General features: G+C 73.4%; 21 protein-coding genes and 1 pseudogene. 16 read left to right on the plus strand and 6 right to left on the minus strand.

Annotated features, from left to right (window positions below; translation table 11 throughout):
* The first annotated feature begins 66 nt into the window (after positions 1-66).
* Complete coding sequence (locus ACZ42X_RS10135) at positions 67-1350, plus strand: extracellular solute-binding protein (RefSeq protein WP_468286523.1); 1284 nt, start codon at positions 67-69, stop codon at positions 1348-1350.
* Positions 1351-1686: 336 nt separating this feature from the next.
* Positions 1687-2424: pseudogene (locus tag ACZ42X_RS10140) on the plus strand (dienelactone hydrolase family protein); the annotation flags it as partial.
* An 85-nt stretch (positions 2425-2509) separates the two neighbouring features.
* Here ACZ42X_RS10140 and ACZ42X_RS10145 read toward each other — a convergent pair.
* Positions 2510-2875 carry a PH domain-containing protein gene (locus ACZ42X_RS10145; protein ID WP_361425465.1) on the minus strand — a complete coding sequence of 122 codons (366 nt, stop codon included), beginning with the start codon at positions 2873-2875 and terminating at the stop codon, positions 2510-2512.
* Between the two features lie 244 nt (positions 2876-3119).
* Here ACZ42X_RS10145 and ACZ42X_RS10150 point away from each other — a divergent pair, with 244 nt between their 5' ends.
* From ACZ42X_RS10150 to ACZ42X_RS10190, 9 genes are all read left to right on the plus strand, one after another.
* Positions 3120-3566 carry a MarR family winged helix-turn-helix transcriptional regulator gene (locus ACZ42X_RS10150; RefSeq protein ID WP_468286527.1) on the plus strand — a complete coding sequence of 149 codons (447 nt, stop codon included), beginning with the start codon at positions 3120-3122 and terminating at the stop codon, positions 3564-3566.
* A gap of 28 nt (positions 3567-3594) precedes the next feature.
* Positions 3595-4071, plus strand: a complete 477-nt coding sequence (locus tag ACZ42X_RS10155; protein ID WP_468286529.1) for an aspartate carbamoyltransferase — start codon at positions 3595-3597, stop codon at positions 4069-4071.
* An 8-nt stretch (positions 4072-4079) separates the two neighbouring features.
* Positions 4080-5120 (plus strand): saccharopine dehydrogenase NADP-binding domain-containing protein, encoded by a 1041-nt coding sequence (locus ACZ42X_RS10160; RefSeq protein WP_468286532.1) that lies wholly within the window; start codon positions 4080-4082, stop codon positions 5118-5120.
* Between the two features lie 71 nt (positions 5121-5191).
* Positions 5192-5389, plus strand: a complete 198-nt coding sequence (locus ACZ42X_RS10165; RefSeq protein ID WP_361425453.1) for a hypothetical protein — start codon at positions 5192-5194, stop codon at positions 5387-5389.
* A gap of 94 nt (positions 5390-5483) precedes the next feature.
* A complete protein-coding gene (locus ACZ42X_RS10170; RefSeq protein ID WP_468286535.1) occupies positions 5484-6341 on the plus strand; it encodes a GNAT family N-acetyltransferase in 858 nt (285 codons plus the stop codon).
* 31 nt (positions 6342-6372) lie between these two features.
* Positions 6373-7728 (plus strand): TrkH family potassium uptake protein, encoded by a 1356-nt coding sequence (locus ACZ42X_RS10175; protein ID WP_468286538.1) that lies wholly within the window; start codon positions 6373-6375, stop codon positions 7726-7728.
* The gene (locus ACZ42X_RS10180; protein WP_468286541.1) at positions 7721-8461 is read left to right on the plus strand and encodes a potassium channel family protein; all 741 of its coding nucleotides are present in this window, start codon (positions 7721-7723) and stop codon (positions 8459-8461) included. Before ACZ42X_RS10175 ends, ACZ42X_RS10180 begins: the two co-directional genes overlap by 8 nt.
* 15 nt (positions 8462-8476) lie before the next feature.
* Positions 8477-9853, plus strand: coding sequence for a dihydrolipoyl dehydrogenase family protein (locus ACZ42X_RS10185; protein WP_468286544.1), 1377 nt, complete (start codon positions 8477-8479; stop codon positions 9851-9853).
* Positions 9854-9897: 44 nt separating this feature from the next.
* A complete protein-coding gene (locus tag ACZ42X_RS10190; RefSeq protein WP_468286546.1) occupies positions 9898-10527 on the plus strand; it encodes a YdeI/OmpD-associated family protein in 630 nt (209 codons plus the stop codon).
* Here ACZ42X_RS10190 and ACZ42X_RS10195 read toward each other — a convergent pair.
* Positions 10507-10857 (minus strand): J domain-containing protein, encoded by a 351-nt coding sequence (locus ACZ42X_RS10195; RefSeq protein WP_468286549.1) that lies wholly within the window; start codon positions 10855-10857, stop codon positions 10507-10509. The genes ACZ42X_RS10190 and ACZ42X_RS10195 overlap by 21 nt on opposite strands.
* Before the next feature lie 118 nt (positions 10858-10975).
* Between ACZ42X_RS10195 and ACZ42X_RS10200 the strand changes: the two genes are divergently transcribed.
* Positions 10976-11152 carry a hypothetical protein gene (locus ACZ42X_RS10200; RefSeq protein ID WP_468286552.1) on the plus strand — a complete coding sequence of 59 codons (177 nt, stop codon included), beginning with the start codon at positions 10976-10978 and terminating at the stop codon, positions 11150-11152.
* Positions 11153-11195: 43 nt separating this feature from the next.
* Positions 11196-12167 carry a universal stress protein gene (locus ACZ42X_RS10205; RefSeq protein WP_468286555.1) on the plus strand — a complete coding sequence of 324 codons (972 nt, stop codon included), beginning with the start codon at positions 11196-11198 and terminating at the stop codon, positions 12165-12167.
* Positions 12168-12193: 26 nt separating this feature from the next.
* Here ACZ42X_RS10205 and ACZ42X_RS10210 read toward each other — a convergent pair whose 3' ends face one another.
* The 4 genes from ACZ42X_RS10210 to ACZ42X_RS10225 form a co-directional block, all read right to left on the minus strand.
* Positions 12194-12619: a hypothetical protein gene (locus ACZ42X_RS10210; RefSeq protein WP_468286558.1), complete on the minus strand. Its 426-nt coding sequence runs from the start codon at positions 12617-12619 to the stop codon at positions 12194-12196.
* A gap of 23 nt (positions 12620-12642) precedes the next feature.
* Positions 12643-12813, minus strand: a complete 171-nt coding sequence (locus tag ACZ42X_RS10215; RefSeq protein WP_468286561.1) for a hypothetical protein — start codon at positions 12811-12813, stop codon at positions 12643-12645.
* A 99-nt stretch (positions 12814-12912) separates the two neighbouring features.
* Complete coding sequence (locus ACZ42X_RS10220; RefSeq protein WP_468286564.1) at positions 12913-13269, minus strand: PRC-barrel domain-containing protein; 357 nt, start codon at positions 13267-13269, stop codon at positions 12913-12915.
* A gap of 165 nt (positions 13270-13434) precedes the next feature.
* Positions 13435-13833, minus strand: coding sequence for a hypothetical protein (locus ACZ42X_RS10225; protein ID WP_468286566.1), 399 nt, complete (start codon positions 13831-13833; stop codon positions 13435-13437).
* 251 nt (positions 13834-14084) lie between these two features.
* Between ACZ42X_RS10225 and ACZ42X_RS10230 the strand changes: the two genes are divergently transcribed.
* The 3 genes from ACZ42X_RS10230 to ACZ42X_RS10240 all read left to right on the plus strand — a co-directional run bounded on the left by ACZ42X_RS10230 (position 14085) and on the right by ACZ42X_RS10240 (position 18107).
* Complete coding sequence (locus ACZ42X_RS10230; protein ID WP_468287482.1) at positions 14085-14903, plus strand: ABC transporter ATP-binding protein; 819 nt, start codon at positions 14085-14087, stop codon at positions 14901-14903.
* A gap of 109 nt (positions 14904-15012) precedes the next feature.
* The gene (locus ACZ42X_RS10235) at positions 15013-16014 is read left to right on the plus strand and encodes an ABC transporter substrate-binding protein (protein ID WP_468286569.1); all 1002 of its coding nucleotides are present in this window, start codon (positions 15013-15015) and stop codon (positions 16012-16014) included.
* Positions 16014-18107, plus strand: coding sequence for an iron ABC transporter permease (locus ACZ42X_RS10240; protein WP_468286572.1), 2094 nt, complete (start codon positions 16014-16016; stop codon positions 18105-18107). Before ACZ42X_RS10235 ends, ACZ42X_RS10240 begins: the two co-directional genes overlap by 1 nt.
* Positions 18108-18112: the final 5 nt, after the last annotated feature.

Below are 18112 nucleotides of genomic sequence, written 5' to 3' on the forward strand. Positions count from 1 at the left end.
GCGCAATACGTCCGGAGCCAGGGGAGAATTCCGGCCGCACCGTCCAAAAAGCAAGAGGAAATATTCGTGCGACCAAGATTCTTCGGCGCGTCCGCCTCCGTGGCCGCACTCGGACTGCTGGGCTCCCTCGTCACCGGCTGCGGCTCGTCCGGGAGCGGCGGCGACAAGACGACGCTGCGCCTGGTGGCCGCCGAGTACGGCACCAGCCCGGCGACCAGCTCCAAGGCGTACTGGGACAAACTGGCCGCCGCCTTCAGCGCTGCCCACCCCGGCAAGAAGGTCGAGGTGACGCTCTACCCGTGGGCCGATGTCGACCGCGAGGTCACCCGCATGGTGAAGGAGGGCAACGCCCCGGACGTGGCGCTGATGGGCGCGTACTCCGACTTCGCCGCGGAGGGCCGGCTCTACGCCGCCAGTGAGCTGCTGTCGGTCAGGGCGGAGTCGAACTTCCTGCCGCCGCTCGCGGAGGCGGGTTCGTTCCACAACACCCTCTACGGCCTGCCCTTCGTGGCCAGCAGCCGGCTGCTCTTCTACAACGAGGAGCTGTTCGAGAAGGCCGGGGCGCAGCCGCCGAAGAAGTGGTCGGACCTGAAGGAAGCGGCCGAGGCGCTGAAGGACGAGGGCGTGTCCTACCCGTACGCCCTGCCGCTCGGGCCCGAGGAAGCGCACGCCGAAGCGATGATCTGGGAACTGAGCAACGGCGGCGGGTACGCCGACGACGGCGGCAGCTACAGCATCGCGTCCGAGGAGAACACGGAGACGTTCCGCTGGATCAAGGACAACCTGGTCGCGCCCGGCCTGACCGGCCCGGTCCCGCCGGCCGAACTCAACCGGCAGGAGGCCTTCGCCGCCTTCCTGCGCGGCGAGGTCGGCATGCTGAACGGCTACCCCTCGCTCCTCCACGAGGCGAAGGCGAAGGGCATCAAGGTCGGCACCCTGAGCATGCCGGTGTCGGACACGCTGGGCGACGGTCGGGTCCCGCCGTCGGTGGGCGTCGCCGACTGGATGATGGCCTTCAAGCACGAGGACAACCGCGAACTGGCGGGTGATTTCCTGGAGTTCGTCTACCAGGACAAGAACCTCAACGAGTTCGCCGGGCGTTACCACCTGCTGCCCTCGACGGTGAGCGCGACGCAGACCAGCAAGGACGCGGCGGCGGACGCCAGCGGCGAGCAGTTCCTGGCCGCGCTGCGCGGTGCCCGGCTCTACCCGGTCAACGAGCCGTCCTGGCTGCAGGTCAGCAACATCATCAAGCGGAACATCGGCAAGGCCGTCGCGCCGAACGCCGACCCGAAGCTCGTGCTGGAGGAGATCGCCCAGCAGGCTCGCGAGGTGTCGAAGCATAAGTAGGGCTCGTAGCAGGGCCAGTTGGCCTCGTACCGGGGCCAGTAGGGCTCGTACCGGGGCCGCCCTCGGGAACCTCCCGGGGATCGTCCTCCCTCCAAGGCCGTACGGCGTCGACCGGACGCCCGGCCACCCGTCGCCCGCCATGTGCCCACAAGGTGCGCGCGGCGACGCCCTGTTCCGTGCGGTCCGTCGGCGGGCTAGGCTCTGCCGTCATGCATACCGGGACGGCCTCGCGCCACTCACGGATCGGTGACCCGGTGCTCTCCTGAGTGCCGCACGGGCTCCGCCCTCGTCGTGTTGATCACTGGTTTCCACAGGTCAACCACGACAGGAGAGCTCTTGCCCACTACGACACTGCTGGTTCCCACCGCGGACGGCCAAGCCGACGCGTTCGCCGCCTTCCCCGAGGGTGGCGGGCGGCACCCGGGGGTGCTGCTGTACTCGGACGCCTTCGGCCTGCGCCCCGTGCTGGAGGACCGCGCCCGCGAGCTCGCCGGGCACGGCTACTACGTGCTCGTCCCGAACCTCTACTACCGGCACGGCCCGGCGCCGGTGACCGAACTGCCCGCGCACATCGGGGAAGAGGTCCGGCCCGAGATCATCGGGCGGCTGATGCCCTTGGTGGAGCGGCACACCACCGCACGCGTCCTGCGCGACGCCGACGCCTACCTCGGATTCCTCGCGGCTCGGCCCGAAGTCGCCACCGGACCCGTCGGCGTGATCGGGTACTGCATCGGCGCCGCCCTGGCGATGCGGACCGCCGCCGCCCGCCCCGACCGGGTGGCCGCCGTCGCCGGGTTCCACCCGGGCTTCCTGGTGACCGACGCCCCCGACAGCCCGCACCGCCTGGTCTCGGGGCTCACGGCCCGGGTCCACCTCGGCCTCGCCGAGGGCGACATGTCACCCGAGGCCATCGGCGAGCTCAACCGGGCCCTGGAGGGCGCCGGTGTCGCGTACACGACCGAGGCCTACCCCGGCACGGTGCACGGCTTCACCATGCCCGACACCGACGCCTTCGACGCCTCCGCGCTGCGGCGCCACTGGGACCGCCTACTCGACCTCCTGGGCCGCGCCTTGCCCGACGACCGCGGGGGCGTCGCCGGCGCAGGCTGGGGCTCTCCCAGCGGCGGGCCGCCGGGGGTGCACCTGCGCCGTGCCGCGGCTAGCGGGCCACGAACTGCGTCAGGATCGCCTGCACCTCGTAGATGTCGACGCCCTTGGTGAAGGTCTTCTGGATCGGGGTCTGGCTGCCCGAGAGCCAGAGCTTGAGCTCCGCGTCGAGGTCGAAGGTGCCGGCGGTCTCGACCGCGAAGTGGGTGATGCTGCGGTACGGGATCGAGTGGTACTCCACCTTCTTGCCCGTGATGCCCTGCTTGTCGACGAGGATCAGGCGCCGGTCCGTGAAGAGGATCGTGTCGCGGATCAGCAGGTACGCGGCGTGGACCTGCTCGCCGTTGCCGAGGAGACGGGCGTAGTCCTGCTGCGCCGTCGCCGGGTCGATGGTGTGGGCGTTTCCGAACAGCGCCATGGCAGGCCCCCCAGGTGGTGATGTTGCGTGATCGTCGCACTGTATACCCGGCGCGGCGCTCACAGCAGGGTGCCGAGCAGGGCGATGAAGGGCGGTACGGACTGGCCGAGCGTCCCGCGCCACAGGTGCGGGGCGGAGGCTGGCAGGACCAGTCCGGCGGCGGTCATGAAGGCGCGCGCGTCCGATGGTGCGGGAACCGGCAAAGTAGTTGCAGAGTGGGACTGGTTAGTCCTAGGTTGCAACCATGTCCGGTTCCCCCGACGACGCTTCCGCGGAAGCGTTCTCCGATGCCCTCGTCGACTTCGTACGGGCCTTCGGGCTGCTCGACCCCGCTCGCACGCCGTGCGGCGCGCCCATGTCGACCGCCGAGGCGCACGCGCTCACCGTGCTGCGCCAAGGGCGGGTCCCGCAGCGCCTGCTGGGGGAGCGGCTGAGCCTGACCAAGTCCACCACCAGCCGGCTCGTGGACCAGCTCGTGGCGCGCGGGTGGGCCGACCGGGTGCCGGACCCCGGGGACGGGCGGGCGCAGCTCGTCGGCCTGACCGAGGACGGCGTACGGGTCGCCGCCGACGTGGCGCGGCGGCGCGCCGAACGGCTGGGCCGGCTGCTCGACCGGGTGCCCAAGGCGCAGCGGCCCGGCGTGATCCGGGCGCTGCGCCTACTGGAGGAGGCCTCTCATGAGGAGAAGTAGCAGGAGAAGCAGCAGCAGGAGGCGGGGCGTGGTCCTCGCCGCCGTCGCGGTCGTGCTGGCAGGTGGCGCCGGGTGTCAGGCCGCGGCCGAGCCGTCCCCGCAGGACCGGCAGCGGCAGGTCGCCCGCAACGGCGCCTCCGTCATGCCCTTCGACCTCGAACGGACCACGCACCACTTCCGGCCCTCCCCCGACGGGCTGCTGCAGGAGGTGCGCAGCGACGTCCCCGGGGACGCGGAGCAGGTACGGCTCATCCGCGAGCACCTGGCGCACGAGGGAGAGCGGTTCCGGCGGGGGGACTTCGGCGATCCCGCCCGCATCCACGGCACGGCCATGCCGGGGCTCGAGGAGCTCGCCGCGGGCGCCGAGCGCATCGAGATCAGCTACGCCGACCGCCGCGACGGCGCGTCCCTGCGGTTCCGGACCGCCGACCCCGCCCTCGTCGACGCCCTGCACCGCTGGGCAGCGGCCCAGACCTCCGACCACGGCGACCACGCGGAGCACTGAGCCGAGCCATGAGGACACTCGTCATCGGGGGGTACGGCGCCGTCGGGGCGGCCGTGACGTCCGCGCTCACGCGGTGGTTTCCCGGGCGTGTGGTCCCCGCCGGGCGGGACGCGGCCCGTGCCCGGCGGCTCGGCGGCGTACGGGTCGATGTGACCGCGCCGCCCGGGTTGTTCGTGCGGGAGGTGCTGGAGCCGCTCGGCGACATCGGCGTGGTGGTCTTCTGCGTCGAGCCGCCGGACGCCGGTATCGCCCGGGCCTGCCTGGAGCGCGGCGTCCACGTCGTCGACGTCGGCGCGAGCCGCCGCCTCCTGGACGCGGTGGCCGCGCTGGACGCCCCGGCGCGGGAGGCGGGCGCCACCGGCGTGCTCAGTGTGGGGGTCGCGCCCGGGCTGACGAACCTGCTGGCCCGCCGCGCGCACGAGGCCGTCGGCGGGGCCGGTCGCCTCGACCTGACCCTCCTCTTCGGCGCCGGCGAGCACCACGGTGTCGACGCCCTGCGCTGGACCCTCGCGGGGCTCGCCGAGCCCGCCGCCCCGGGGGCGCGCCCCGCGCGCGTCACGCTGCCCGGGTACGGGGCCGTCAGGACCGCGCACCCCTTCCCGTTCTCGGACCAGTTCACGCTGGTCCGCACCCTCGGCGTCCCGTCGGTCACCACCCGCCTGTGCCTGGACTCGCGGCCGCTGACCGCCGCGCTGTTCGCCCTGCGCCGTACGGGGGCGGTACGGGCGGTGGCGCGACGCCCGGGTGCGCTGGGCGCGCTGGCCGCCGCCCTGCACCGCGTACGGCTGGGCGGCGGGCAGGGCTTCGCGGTACGGGTCGACGCGCGCGGGCCCGGGTCGCACGGGCGGCAGGCGACCTACGCCCTCACCGGACGGGAACAGAGCGGCGTCACCGGCCTGGTCGCCGCCCATGTGGCGCGCGGGCTGCTCACTGGCGGGGTTCCCGAGCCCGGCGTGCACCACATCGAGCAGCTGCCCGCCTTCGCCGGGCTTCCGGAGGCCGTGGCGGCCGACGGCGGCGACCTTGGGGTGAAACTTCACCACCTGTGATGATCATGACGATTTGATTGCGGTGGTGGGGATGTGCGTACTTCGCGTCGCCGGAGGTCGTTCCTCGGGGTGTGAGCGGTATCGAGATGCGGGAGGGTGGCGGCGCGCCCGTCGCCCGTGCGCTCCTGAGCACGTACGCGCGCAGGCTGCCCAAGCCGTCGTTCCGGCTTTCCGGACCGTCGCTCCCCGCCGTCTGGCGGACGGTGATACTCGTGCTGGCCGTCGTCACCATCCTGTGGGGAGCGCTGATGGCCGTCGCGGCCGGGTGAAGCCCGATTGTGGGGTCGGCGGCCCCGACGTTTGATGGGGGGAGGCATCGACCGTCCGCCCCGCCGAGAGCGCCCGCCCCGAGGGAGACCAGCCGTGGATCTCGTCCTGCGTCCCGGAAGGCCCGACGACGCCGCCGCATGCGGCCGGATCTGCTACGAGGCGTTCGCCGGCATCGCCCGCGAGCACGCCTTCCTGCCCGACTTCCCCACCACCGAGGTCGGCGTCGGCACCATGGAGATGCTGCTGAACCACCCCGGTTTCTACAGCGTCGTCGCCGAGCTCGACGGCCGCGTCGTGGGAAGCAACTTCCTCGACGAGCGCTCCCCGATCGTCGGCGTCGGCCCGGTCACCGTCGACTCCGACGTCCAGAACGGCGGCGTCGGCCGCCGCCTGATGCGCGACGTCATGGACCGGGCCACCGAGCGCCGTGCCCCCGGCATCCGGCTCCTCCAGAGCGGCTACCACTCCCGCTCGTTCGCGCTCTACGCCGGCCTCGGCTTCCAGTTCCGCGAGACGGTGGCCTGCCTGCAGGGCCCGCCGATCGGCGGCACCGTGCCCGGCTACCTGGTGCGGCCCGCGCGCGAGGAGGACCGACCCGCCTGCGACGACCTGTGCCGCCGGGTCCACGGCGTCGACCGCGGCGGCGAACTCGCCGACGCCATCGCCCTCGGCACCGCCCGCGTCGCCGAGCACGAGGGCCGTATCACCGGCTACGCCACCGACCTGGCCTTCTTCGCCCACGCCGTCGGCGAGACGACCGAGGACGTCCGCGCCCTCATCGGCGCGGCCGAGGAGTTCGGCGGGCCCGGCATCCTCGTCCCCGCGCGCAACAGCGCGCTGCTCCAGTGGTGCCTGGGCCGCGGGCTGAGAGTCCGGCAGCTCATGAGCCTGATGACCATCGGCCTCTACAACGAACCGAACGGCGCCTACCTCCCCTCCATCCTGTACTGACGGCGACCGACGGCGACTGGCGACGACTCCCGTGGACCGGCGACGCACGTTCACCAGGCACCCGGCCCGTACGGTCGTCCTGTCCTTCGCCGTCGCCGTCCTGGCCGGTACGGCGCTGCTCGCCCTGCCGCCCGCCACCCAGGACGGCCACGCCGCGGACGCCGTCACCGCGCTGTTCACCGCCACCTCCGCCGTGTGCGTGACCGGGCTCGTGGTCGTCGACACCGGCACGTACTGGAGCGGCTTCGGCGAGGGCGTCATCCTGGCCCTCATCCAGGTCGGCGGCTTCGGCATCATGACGCTGGCGTCGCTGCTCGCCCTGCTCGTCTCGGGCCGGCTGCGCCTGCGGATGCAGCTGACGGCGGCGGCCGAGACGAAGAGCCTCGGAATCGGCGACGTACGCCGCGTGCTGCTCGGCGTGGCGGTTTCCACGCTCGCCGTGGAGCTGGCGATCGGGGCCGTCCTGGCCCTGCGGCTGCGGTTCGGGTACGAGCGGGGCATCGGCGACGCGGTGTACCTCGGGTTCTTCCACGCGGTGTCGGCGTTCAACAACGCCGGGTTCGGGCTGCACGCCGACAACCTCACGCCGTACGCCCGCGACCCGTGGGTGACGCTGCCGATCGCGGCGGCCGTCATCCTCGGCGGCCTCGGCTTCCCGGTGCTGCTGGAGGTGGTGCGCCACCGTCGCCGGCGGCGTACGACGGGGCGGCGGCGCTGGTCGCTGCACACCAAACTGACGCTGGTCACCACGGCCCTGCTGCTGGTCGTCGGTACGGTGCTGACCTGCCTGCTGGAGTGGGACAACCCCGCGACGTTCGGGCCGTTCGGCGCGAGGGAGCGCGTCCTGCACGGCTTCTTCCACTCCGCGATGTCCCGCACCGCGGGCTTCAACTCCGTCGACGTCGGCGGCCTGGAGGCGTCCACGCTGCTGATGACCTGCATGCTGATGTTCATCGGCGGCGGCAGCGCCGGAACCGCTGGAGGCATCAAGGTGACCACCTTCGCGGTGCTGGGCGTGGCGATGCTCGCCGAGGTGCGCGGCGAGCCGCACTCCGAGGCGATGGGCCGCCGCCTCGCCCCGCACACATTGCGCCAGGCGCTGACCGTGGCGCTGCTGGGCGTGGGGCTGGTCGTCGCCTCGACGCTGGCCCTGGAGACGCTGCACAAGGCGCCGTTGGAGGCGGTGCTCTTCGAGGCGGTGTCGGCGTTCTCCACGACCGGGATGTCCACGGGCATCACGGCGGACTTCGCCACCCCGGGCCGGCTGATCCTGATCATGCTCATGTTCGTCGGGCGGCTCGGGCCCATCACGCTCGTCTCGGCCCTCGCCCTGCGCGAGCGCACCCGCCGCTACCACCTACCGGAGGAGCGACCCGTCATTGGCTGAACACCGGTCCTTCCCGCACCGGCGGCGACGTCGCAGCGAACGGCCCGCGCCGCCCAAGTCCGCCCCGCCCAAGTCCGCCCCGCGCGACCAGCGCGTGGCCGTGATCGGCCTCGGCCGCTTCGGCAGCTCGCTCGCGCACGAGCTGACGCGGCGCGGCTGGGACGTCCTCGGTATCGACACCGACCCGCACCTCGTCCAGCAGCACAGCGACACCCTCACCCACGCCGCCGTCGCCGACTGCACCGACCCCGAGGTGCTGCGCCAGCTCGGCGTGGACGAGTTCCCCAGCGTGGTCGTCGCCATCGGCACCGACGTCGAGGCGAGCATCCTGGTGGCCTCCAACCTCCTGGACATCGAGGTGCCCAACCTCTGGGCGAAGGCCATCAGCCGCCAGCACGGCAGGATCCTCGAACGGCTCGGCGCCCACCACGTGGTGCTGCCGGAGCACGAGATGGGCGAACGCGTCGCCCACCTGGTGACGGGCCGGATGCTCGACTTCATCCAGTTCGACGACGACTACGCGCTCGTCAAGACCGTGGCCCCCGCCAGCGCCACCGGTATCCCGCTCGGCGAGAGCCAGGTGCGCAGCCGGTACGGCGTCACGGTCGTCGGCATCAAGCGGCCGGGGCAGGACTTCACGTACGCCACCGCCGAGACGGTCATGGAGCGCGGCGACGTCATCGTCGTCACGGGCCGTACGCAGGCGGTGGAGACCTTCGCGGAACTGAACTGACCAGGGAGTGGCCGGATGGCGCGGGACACGGACGTCGTGGTGATCGGAATGGGCGTGGGCGGTGAGCACGTCGCCGGGCGGCTGGCCGAGGCGGGGCTCGACGTCGTCGGCGTGGAGGCGGAGCTCGTCGGCGGGGAGTGCCCGTACTGGGCGTGCATCCCCAGCAAGATGATGATCCGCGCCGGGAACCTCCTCGCCGAGGCGGGCCGCGTCCCCGGCACGGCCGGTACGGCCACGGCGACCCCCGACTTCGGGCAGGTCGCGGCGCGCATCCGGGACGAGGCGACCGACGACTGGGACGACCGCGCGGCCGTGGACCGCTTCACCGGCAAGGGCGGCCGTTTCGTCCGCGGGCGGGCCCGGCTCACCGCACCGGGGCGGGTCGAGGCCGGCGGCGAGGCGTACGCCGTGCGGCGCGGGGTCGTGCTGGCGACCGGCAGCCGCCCGCAGGCGCCGCCGGTGCCCGGCCTGGACGCGGTCCCGTACTGGACGAACCGCGACGCCGTCTCCGCGAAGGAGGCCCCGGACTCGCTGCTGGTGCTCGGCGGCGGCGCCGTCGGCGTGGAGCTGGCGCAGGCGTTTGCCCGCTTCGGCACGGCCGTGACGGTGGTGGAGGCGGCGGACCGGCTGCTTCCGGCGGAGGAGCCGGAGGCGGGCGAGCTCGTCGCGGGGGTGCTGCGGGAGCAGGGGCTCACCGTACGCACCGGGGCGCGCGCCACGGGCGTACGCCATGACGGGGACGGTTTCCACCTCACGCTCGACGGCGACGGAGCGGCTCTCACGGCACGGCGGCTGCTGGTGGCGACCGGGCGGCGGGCCGTGCTGAGCGGCCTCGGCCTGGAGACCGTCGGGCTGGACCCGGAGGGGGCCCGCGCGCTGGAGGTCGACGGACGGATGCGGGCGGTCGGCGCCGACGGCGTGTGGGGCGTCGGCGACGTCACCGGGCGCGGTGCCTTCACGCACGTGGCGATGTACCAGGCGGAGATCGCCGTACGCGACATCCTCGGCGAGCCGGGTCCGGAGGCGGACTACCGCGCCGTGCCGCGCGTGACGTTCACCGACCCCGAGGTCGGCTCGGTGGGGCTGACGGAGCACGCGGCACGCGAGCGTGGGCTGCGGGTGCGTACGGGAACGGCGCAGGTGCCGTCGTCGACGCGCGGCTGGATCCACCGGGCGGGCAACGAGGGGCTGATCAAGGTCGTGGCCGACGCCGACCGGGGCGTCCTGGTCGGCGCGACCTCGGCGGGCCCGGCGGGCGGCGAGGTGCTGTACGGCCTCGCGGTCGCGGTGCAGGCGGAGGTGGAGGTGGCACGGCTGCGTCACATGATGTTCGCGTACCCGACCTTCCACCGGGCGGTGGAGGGCGCGCTCGCGGACCTGGACCTGAGCTGACACTCCGTCACCCGGCTTGTCAGTGGCCGGGGCTAGGCTGAGGTATGGACGAAATCGACGGGGTCGAGATCATCACCTGCGCGGACGGCGAGGCGTTCGAGCGCTGGCTGGCCGCGCACCACACCCGCCACGAGGGCGTGTGGATCAAGGTGGCCAAGAAGAGCTCCGGCGTTCCGTCGGTCACCTCCGACGAGCTGGTCGACATCGGCCTCTGCTACGGCTGGATCTCCGGTCAGCGGCGGTCCCTCGACGCGCGGTACTACCTCCAGAAGTACGTGCCCCGCCGCCCCCGGAGCCTGTGGTCGCGCGTGAACGTCGAGAAGGTCGAGGCGCTGACCGCCGCCGGGCGGATGCGCGAACCGGGCCTCGCGGAGGTGCGCAAGGCCCAGGCGGACGGGCGGTGGGAGGCGGCGTACGCGTCCCAGCGCACGGCCACCGTGCCGCCGGACCTCACGGCCGCCCTCGACGCGGACCCCGGCGCCCGCCGCGCCTTCGAGGCGCTCGACAAGACGGGCCGGTACCAGCTCATCCTCCCGCTGCTCCAGGCCGCCACCCCGGAGAGCCGGCGGGCCCGGCTCGACAAGGCGCTCGCCTCGCTGCGTACGACGGGAGGCACGGCGGGCACCTCACCGGCCTCTCCGGCGTCACCGGCCTCACCGGCCTCTCCGGCGTAGGTCCCGGCCCCGGAGCGGCTCCACCCGCACCGGGCCCGCCCGCAGCGGCGGCTCGAACGGGTCCGACCGGGGCACCGGCCGGTGCCGGGCGGCCGGTCGCGCGTGAGCGGCGTCGTACGCCGCGCGCCGCTCCGGGTCGTGCAGCAGGGCGTACGCCGCCACCACCCGGTCCAGCTCCTCCCGGGCGCCCGGCGTACCGGGGGCCGCGTCGGGGTGCAGGGCGCGGACGAGCGCGCGGAAGGCGGCGGTGACCTGCGCGTCCGAGGCCGTCGCCGGGACGCCGAGCACCGCGTAGGAGTCGCCGGGGTCGCGCCGCGGAGGAGTCGCCACCGCCCTTCACCTCCCGTCCCGTTCCCTCCCGTCCCGAGTTCCGCGTTGCCCACTTCCGGGATATAAAAATTGAGCGAGCCCTTGTCAAGTGCAGTCCGCGTGAGAAGGGAGTCCGTTCATGGAGGCACTGGTCTGGCTGCTCGTCCCCCTGATGGCCGCTCTCGGCGTAGGCGTCTGGGCCTGGTACGTCTCGCGCCCGAACTCGCTCGACCTCTGGGCCGACGTCGAGCGGTACGACCGGCTGCGCGCCGGCCTGAGCTCGCCCCGCCGACCCGGCCTTACACGCCGCACTTAGCGGGTACGCGTTCCGTCTCGTCCTCATCGAGAACGGAGCAGACATGAGCTACGCCGTACCTCACCGCGACCGTCGACCGGTCATCGTCGGTGTGGAGGACTGGCACGGCCAGGAAGACCTGGTGCGCTTCGCGGCGGGGCAGGCGGTGCTGCACGGCACCGCCCTGCACGTCGCCCACGCCGTGCGGGCCGAAGGACCGGAGAGTCCCGCCGACCGGGCGGGGGCGGATCTCGTCCAGCGGTACGAGCGGATCGTACGGGCCGAGTTCCCCGAGCTCACCGTGGCCGGTGAGCTGCCCACGGGCCACGCCGCGGCCGTGCTGGTCGAGCGCTCCGCCGCCGCCGCGATGATCGTCATCGGCCACCGGGGCAGCGGCGGCTTCCCGCGGCTGCCCCTGGGGTCGGTCAGCTGGCAGGTCGCCACGCACTCCGAGTGCCCGGTCATCGTCGTACGACCGGGAGAGGCGGGGGACGTAGGGGACGCGGGGGACGTGGGGGATGTGGGGCGGAGCCGGGAGTCCGGGGGCCTCGGGGGTCCCCGGGAGAACCGGGTCGTGGTCGGCGTGGCGACGGACGAGGTGTCCCTGGCCGCGCTGGACCTGGCGTACGAGGAGGCGGAGCTGCGCGGCGCCCGGCTGGAGCTGGTGCACGGCGCGTACCACCCCGGCATGGTGCCGACGGGGCCGGTCGGCATGGTGCCGCCGGACTTCTCGGTCATGGACGACGGCGCCGAGGCCTTCCTCCGCAAGGAGATCGAGCTGCGCCGCGACCGGCACCCGGGGGTGGAGGTCGATGTGCGCATCGACCACACCCGCCCCGCCAGCCTCCTCGTCGAGGCGGCGCGCGACGCGTCGCTGCTCGTCGTCGGCACCCGCGGCCGCACCGGGCTGCGCCGGCTGCTGCTCGGCTCGGTCAGCGCCGAGGTCCTGCACACGGCGAGCTGCCCGGTGGTGGTGGTCCCGACGGCCGCCGACGACGTCGCGGACGCCGAGGCCATCAAGGCCGCCGGGGCGTGAGCGGGCGGCGTCCAGGGCCCGTCGCCCTAGCGCCCGAGGCGGCGCCGTAGCGCGCGCCGGACCCAGCGCCGCACCGGCCGGAGGAGCCGCCGCACCCAGCGGCGCGCCCGGCGCAGCGGGTGGATGGCGCCGGGCGCGGCGTACGGCGGCGGCTCGGGCAGCAGGGGCACGCGCGGCATCAGGTAGCGGATGCTGCCGCGCACCATGACGCACAGGGGCGTGCCGTCCACGTCCTCCACGAGCACGGTGAAGGGCCGCGGCGGGTCCCCGGGCAGCTCGCCGGGGAGCTCGGCGGCCAGTTCGCGGACGCCCCGGCGGCCGTGCTCGTGCCGTACGGCCACCACCTTGCCGTCGACCAGGACCTCGACGTCGTGCGCGGCGCGCCCGAGCAGGACGGTGATCGAGTGGCCCTCCTGGTCGAGGTGGAAGCGGTGGCGGTGGGGCGCGGACATCGTCCCCGGGCCCTGCTTGCTTCCTACCTGATGGGTCGCGTACGGCCCCGGCGGGACCAGCGGACGGCGAAGAAGATCACGTTGAGGACGAGCACGACGATGCCGATGATCAGCAGGTACATCAGGCCCTCGACGGCGACGCCGATGAGGCCCAGGATGATGGCGACCAGGATCAGGAACAGGAACAGCGCCATGGGTGGAGCACCTCCTCCGGTGGAGTGACCGGCGATGAGTGACCGGCGGTGAGCGACCGGGCGGCCGGCGGAGGCCGGTAGTGGCCGGTCAGTGGCCGGTCAGCGGCGTGCGAGTCTGCGTTCGCCGTGGGCGCCCGCCCGGTAGGGCAGGCCGTAGTGCTGGAAGATCGCTTCCTCGCCGTCGGCCGGGAGGACGCCGTCCATGTCGATGGACGGGGCCTTGCGGACCTCGCCCTTGGCGTACGGCACCTTGAGGTAGTCCGGCCCGGCGATGGCGTCGTCGAGGGGCACGAACACCAGGCGCTGCCGGGTGGGCAGGCCGGTGCGTACGGTGGCCATGGCGGGTTCGTCGGTGCCGGTGTCCACGTAGACCGCCTCCAGCACGCCGATCTTGTGGCCCTTGGGATCGACGACGTCGTGGTTGCGCCACTCGCGGATGTCTGCTGACCGAATCATGCGTGCTGCCCTCTGCGCGGGTGGTTGGCCGTGGGCGAGCGACACGCGGGTGCCGGGCACCCGCTTCGTGACGGCCGCTCTCCCGTCCAGCCTGCCCCGGCGCGCCGGACGCCGCCACACGGAGCCCGGGCGGCACCCCTGGCCGCCCTGGTCGTCCTAGCCGTCCTAGCCGTCGGTGTAGCTGAAGTCGCCCACCGTCCACGCGCTGACGTCCTCGATGGCCACCCGGTACATCCCGCCCGTCTCCGGGATGCCGACCGTGCCCTGGAGGATCCGGGCGACGTGGAAGTGCAGGTGCGAGGGGGCCGTACCGCGGGAGCCGTCCGCGCCGTCCGCGCCGTTCTCCCCGTCCGCGTGGTCCGTGCCGCTGAAGACGCCGGCGAACGCGCTCAGCCGCGCCGAGTCCCGCAGGACCTCGGCGACGCGCTCGCGCCACACGGCCTCGGGGGCGAGCCGCCCCGTGATCACGGCGCCGTTCACGACGACGGTCAGCGACATCTGATTGGACCGCTGGGACTCCACCGTGGCCGCGACGTCCACGAGCAGGTCATCAGGCTTCGTCATGCGGCCGACCCTACAATCCCGGCCGTCCCGGCGGCAGCCGCCCGGGCGAGGGAGGCTTGATCCGTCGGTGACGTATACCCAAGTTCCCTGTGGGGCAAGCGTGGTGACGGGCGAGGAGGGGGCGCACGGGGGTGCGGGAGATCTCGACATGGTCACAAGCGGCCGGATTCGTGTGACATCCCTAAGGTGTGCCTTACCTAAGTTGTATGGTGGCGCCGTTGGTCCGGCCGAGGGGAAGGGACGTGGAGTCCATGGGCGAGGTCCGCCTGGTGGCGAAAAACCTTGAGGTCGGGCATGGTGGCGGCCGTCCGGTGCTGAAGCAGGTGGACCTCTCGCTGCGGGCCGGTGCGATCACCGTGCTCGTCGGGCCCAACGGTTGCGGAAAATCGACCCTGTTGCGGACCGTCGCCGGTCTGCTGCCGCCGCTCGCCGGCGAGATACGCGTCGACGACGCGCCGCTCGACTCGTTCGCGCGCCGCACCCTGTCCCAGCGCCTCGCCTTCCTGCCGCAGACCTCGCAGGCCCCCGCCGGGGTGACGGTCCGTGAGCTCGTACGGCACGGCCGGTACGCCCACCGGGGCGCCCTCGCCCGGCACACCGCCGAGGACACCGAGGCCATCGACTGGGCCCTGGAGGTCACGGACGCCGCGCCGCTCGTCGAGCGCCGGCTCGACGAATTGTCCGGCGGCGAACGCCAGCGCGCCTGGCTGGCGATGGTGCTGGCCCAGCGGGCCGGGGTGCTGCTGCTGGACGAGCCGACCACGTACCTCGACATGCGCCACCAGTTCGAGGTGCTCGACGTGGTGCGGCGCCTCGCCCGCGAGCACGGCATCGCCTGCGGGGTCGTGCTGCACGACCTGATGCAGGCGGCGGCGTACGCCGACGACGTCGTGGTGGTCGCGGACGGCGGGGTCGCGGCGGCGGGCGCGGCCGAGGACGTACTGACCCCGGACGTCATCGAGCGCGCCTTCGGCCTGCGCGTCAACGTCGTACGTGACCCGGAGACCGGCTACCTCGCCTGCTTCCCGCAGCGGTCCGAGGCGTCCCTGGGGGAGTCCGCCGCATCCTGAACCGCGCGCCTCCCCAACCGCGCGCGTCTCCAACCACCTGCGTCCCCAACCACCCGTGTCCCCAACCGCCCGCGTCATCCCTTACCCAAGGCACAAGGAGAGTTCGACCATGCAGAGAATGCTGCGCGCCCTCGCGACCGGCGGTACCGCCGCGGCCCTCATACTCACCGCCACCGGCTGCGGCGGCGGCACGGTCGGCGACACCGCCGGTGACAAGAAGACGGGCGGCGCCGACAAGGCCGCCACCGGCAAGATCACCGTCGACACCGCGCAGGGCAAGGTCACCCTCGACAAGCCCGCCACCAAGGTCGTGGCGCTGGAGTGGACGTACACCGAGGAGCTCGTCGCCCTCGGCGTCACCCCGGCCGGCAACGCCGACAACCAGGGCTACGGCACCTGGATCACCGCCAAGGGCGCGGCCCTGCCCGGCAAGGTCACCGACGTCGGCAACCGCAACGAGCCCAGCCTGGAGAAGATCCGCGCCCTCCAGCCCGACCTCATCGTGATCGACAACGACCGGTCGAAGGCCAACCTCAAGCAGCTCCAGGACATCGCGCCGGTGCTGTCGTTCACGTACACCACCAAGCCGCAGCTCGAGACGATGAAGAAGAACTTCGGCGAGCTGGCGAAGGCGGTCGGCAAGGAGGACAAGGCCGCCGAGGTCACGAAGCAGATCGACACCAAGGCCGCCGACCTCAAGGCGCGTCTCGACAAGGCCGGCAAGGGCGGCATGAAGTACGCGCTCGCGCAGGGCTTCACCGCCAACGGCACCGCCTCGATCCGCATGCTGACGGACGACGCCATCGCGCCGCAGGTGCTGGGCCTGGCCGGGATGAAGAACGGCTGGAAGGGCCAGCCGGACGCGTGGGGCATGACCACCGTCGGCGTCGAGGGCCTGACGCAGGTCGAGAAGGACGCCACCTTCCTCTACGTCGCCGCCGACAACGACAACCCCTTCACCGGCGCCTTCAAGGACAACGCCGTCTGGAAGGGCCTGCCGTTCGTCAAGAACGACAAGGCGCTGCCGCTCGACCCGGGCACCTGGCTCTTCGGTGGTCCGCTGTCGGCGATGCACATCCTCGACGAGACCGGCAAGGCCCTGAAGGTCTGATGGCTCGGGAAGGACTGACGGCGGACGCACCCGCCCGTCCGCGCCGTCCGGCCGACAGCCGCCGCCCACGGGCCCTGCTCGTGGGCGGCGCCCTGTCGCTGCTCCTGTGCCTGGTCGCCGTGGTCCACCTCGGTCTCGGGGTGTCCGGCGTGGGCATCGGCGACATCGTGGACCTGCTCCTCGGCCACGGCGACGCGCGCACCCACGACGTCCTGATGGGCAGCCGCATGCCGCGCACCCTGACCGGGCTCGTCGTCGGTCTCGCGCTCGGCGTCTCCGGCGTGCTCATCCAGGGCGCCACCCGCAACCCGCTCGCCGCGCCCGACACGCTCGGCGTCAACGCGGGCGCGTACCTCGCCGTCGTCGTCGTCGCCTTCTTCGGCGTCGGCCTCGGCCCGCTGCCCGCCGGTGGGGCGGCGTTCCTCGGCGGGCTCGTCGCCATCGCCGTCGTGTACGCGCTCAGCAGCGGCGGCGTCATGACGCCCGGCAAGGTGCTGCTCGCCGGCGCGACGGTCGGGCTGGCCGCCACCGCCGGGGCCGAGTTCCTCCAGATGCTCGACGTCAACGCCACCCGCGGGCTGTTCTTCTGGGGCAACGGCACCCTGATGCAGTCCGGTCTCGAACGGCCGCTCGTCCTCGGCGCGGTCGTCCTCGCCGGCGCGCTGATCGCCCCGCTGCTGGCCCGGCCGCTGGACCTGCTGTCGCTCGGCGACGAGACCGCCCAGGCCATGGGCGTACGCGTGGAGCGCATCCGCCCGGCGGCCTTCCTCGTCGCGGTGCTGCTGTCCGCCGCCGCCGTCACGCTCGCCGGGCCCATCGGCTTCGTCGGGCTCATCGCCCCCGTCGTCGTACGGCAGCTGGGCATCCGCGCGCACGCCGCGATGATGCCGATGGCGGCGCTGCTGGCGGCGGCGCTGGTCCTCGGCGCGGACGCGGCGGCGCAGCTCATCGTGAAGCCGTCCGCGACGCAGCCCGCCGAGATCCCGGTCGGCGTGGTCACGGCGCTGATCGGCGGCCCGGTCTTCATGCTGCTCGCGCGCCGGGTCAGCACCGGGGACGCCGATACGGGCGCGGCCGTCGCGGTCTCCGACCAGCGGCGCGCCCCGGCGTACGCCGTCGTCCTCGGCGCCGGGCTGGCCGCCCTGGCGCTGGCGATGGCGGTGTCGCTGCGCATCGGCGACGTACAGATCAGCTGGGGCGGGCTCGTCACCGCGCTGTTCTCCACCGCCGACCAGATCACCGAGTCCGTGGTGGCCTACCGGCTGCCGCGCATCCTGGTCGCGGCCCTCGCCGGGGCCTGCCTGGCCGTCGCGGGCGCCGCCGTCCAGGCCGTCGTACGCAACCCGCTGGCGGAACCGGGGCTCGTGGGCGTGACCGGCGGGGCCTCGTTGGGCGCGGTCGCCGTCATCCTCGTCGTCCCGTCGGCGCCGCTGGTGGCGCTGCCGGCGGCGGCCGCGGTCGGCGGCGTCCTGATGCTCGCGGTGGTGCTGCTGGTGGCGCGGGGCAGCGCCAAGGGCGGCCGGGGCGGGCTCGACCCGACCCGGGTGGTGCTGGTCGGCCTGGGCGCCGCCGCCACCTCGATGGCCCTGGTCAACATCATGGTCGTCGGCGCGCAGATGAACATCTCCACGGCGCTCGGCTGGCTCGCGGGCAGCACGTACGCCCGTGACTTCTCGGCACTGGCCTGGCTCGCGGTGCCCGCGCTGGTCGCGGTCCTGCTCGTGGCCGCCGCCCGGCCGGTGAACCTGCTGTCGCTCGGCGACGAACTGCCGCGCGCCCTCGGCCTGGAGCTGGGCCGCGCCCGGCTCCTCGTCCTCGGCGCGGGCGCGGTGCTCGCGGCGGGCACGGCGGCGGCGGTCGGCGCGGTCGGCTTCGTCGGCCTGGTGGCCCCGCACCTCGCCCGGCGCGTCGTCGGCAGCGGCACGGCCCGCATGGTGCCGATGGCGGCGGTGCTCGGCTCCGTCCTGGTGGTGTCCTCGGACGCACTGGGCCGCTGGCTGCTGGCCCCGACGGAGATCCCGGTCGGCATCGTCACCGCGCTGGTGGGGGCGCCGTACCTGGTGTGGCTGCTGCGTCGGACGCGGGAGGTGTGAGGACC

The organism is Streptomyces sp. NPDC030862, from assembly GCF_055571835.1.

Coding starts and splice junctions, on each gene's coding strand:
- ACZ42X_RS10145 (WP_361425465.1), bottom strand. CDS start 2,875: ATGGCGCTGTTCGGAAACGCCCACACCATCGACCCGGCGACGGCGCAG.
- ACZ42X_RS10150 (WP_468286527.1), top strand. CDS start 3,120: ATGTCCGGTTCCCCCGACGACGCTTCCGCGGAAGCGTTCTCCGATGCC.
- ACZ42X_RS10160 (WP_468286532.1), top strand. CDS start 4,080: ATGAGGACACTCGTCATCGGGGGGTACGGCGCCGTCGGGGCGGCCGTG.
- ACZ42X_RS10185 (WP_468286544.1), top strand. CDS start 8,477: ATGGCGCGGGACACGGACGTCGTGGTGATCGGAATGGGCGTGGGCGGT.
- ACZ42X_RS10190 (WP_468286546.1), top strand. CDS start 9,898: ATGGACGAAATCGACGGGGTCGAGATCATCACCTGCGCGGACGGCGAG.
- ACZ42X_RS10200 (WP_468286552.1), top strand. CDS start 10,976: ATGGAGGCACTGGTCTGGCTGCTCGTCCCCCTGATGGCCGCTCTCGGC.
- ACZ42X_RS10205 (WP_468286555.1), top strand. CDS start 11,196: ATGAGCTACGCCGTACCTCACCGCGACCGTCGACCGGTCATCGTCGGT.
- ACZ42X_RS10210 (WP_468286558.1), bottom strand. CDS start 12,619: ATGTCCGCGCCCCACCGCCACCGCTTCCACCTCGACCAGGAGGGCCAC.
- ACZ42X_RS10215 (WP_468286561.1), bottom strand. CDS start 12,813: ATGGCGCTGTTCCTGTTCCTGATCCTGGTCGCCATCATCCTGGGCCTC.
- ACZ42X_RS10220 (WP_468286564.1), bottom strand. CDS start 13,269: ATGATTCGGTCAGCAGACATCCGCGAGTGGCGCAACCACGACGTCGTC.
- ACZ42X_RS10225 (WP_468286566.1), bottom strand. CDS start 13,833: ATGACGAAGCCTGATGACCTGCTCGTGGACGTCGCGGCCACGGTGGAG.
- ACZ42X_RS10230 (WP_468287482.1), top strand. CDS start 14,085: ATGGGCGAGGTCCGCCTGGTGGCGAAAAACCTTGAGGTCGGGCATGGT.
- ACZ42X_RS10235 (WP_468286569.1), top strand. CDS start 15,013: ATGCAGAGAATGCTGCGCGCCCTCGCGACCGGCGGTACCGCCGCGGCC.
- ACZ42X_RS10240 (WP_468286572.1), top strand. CDS start 16,014: ATGGCTCGGGAAGGACTGACGGCGGACGCACCCGCCCGTCCGCGCCGT.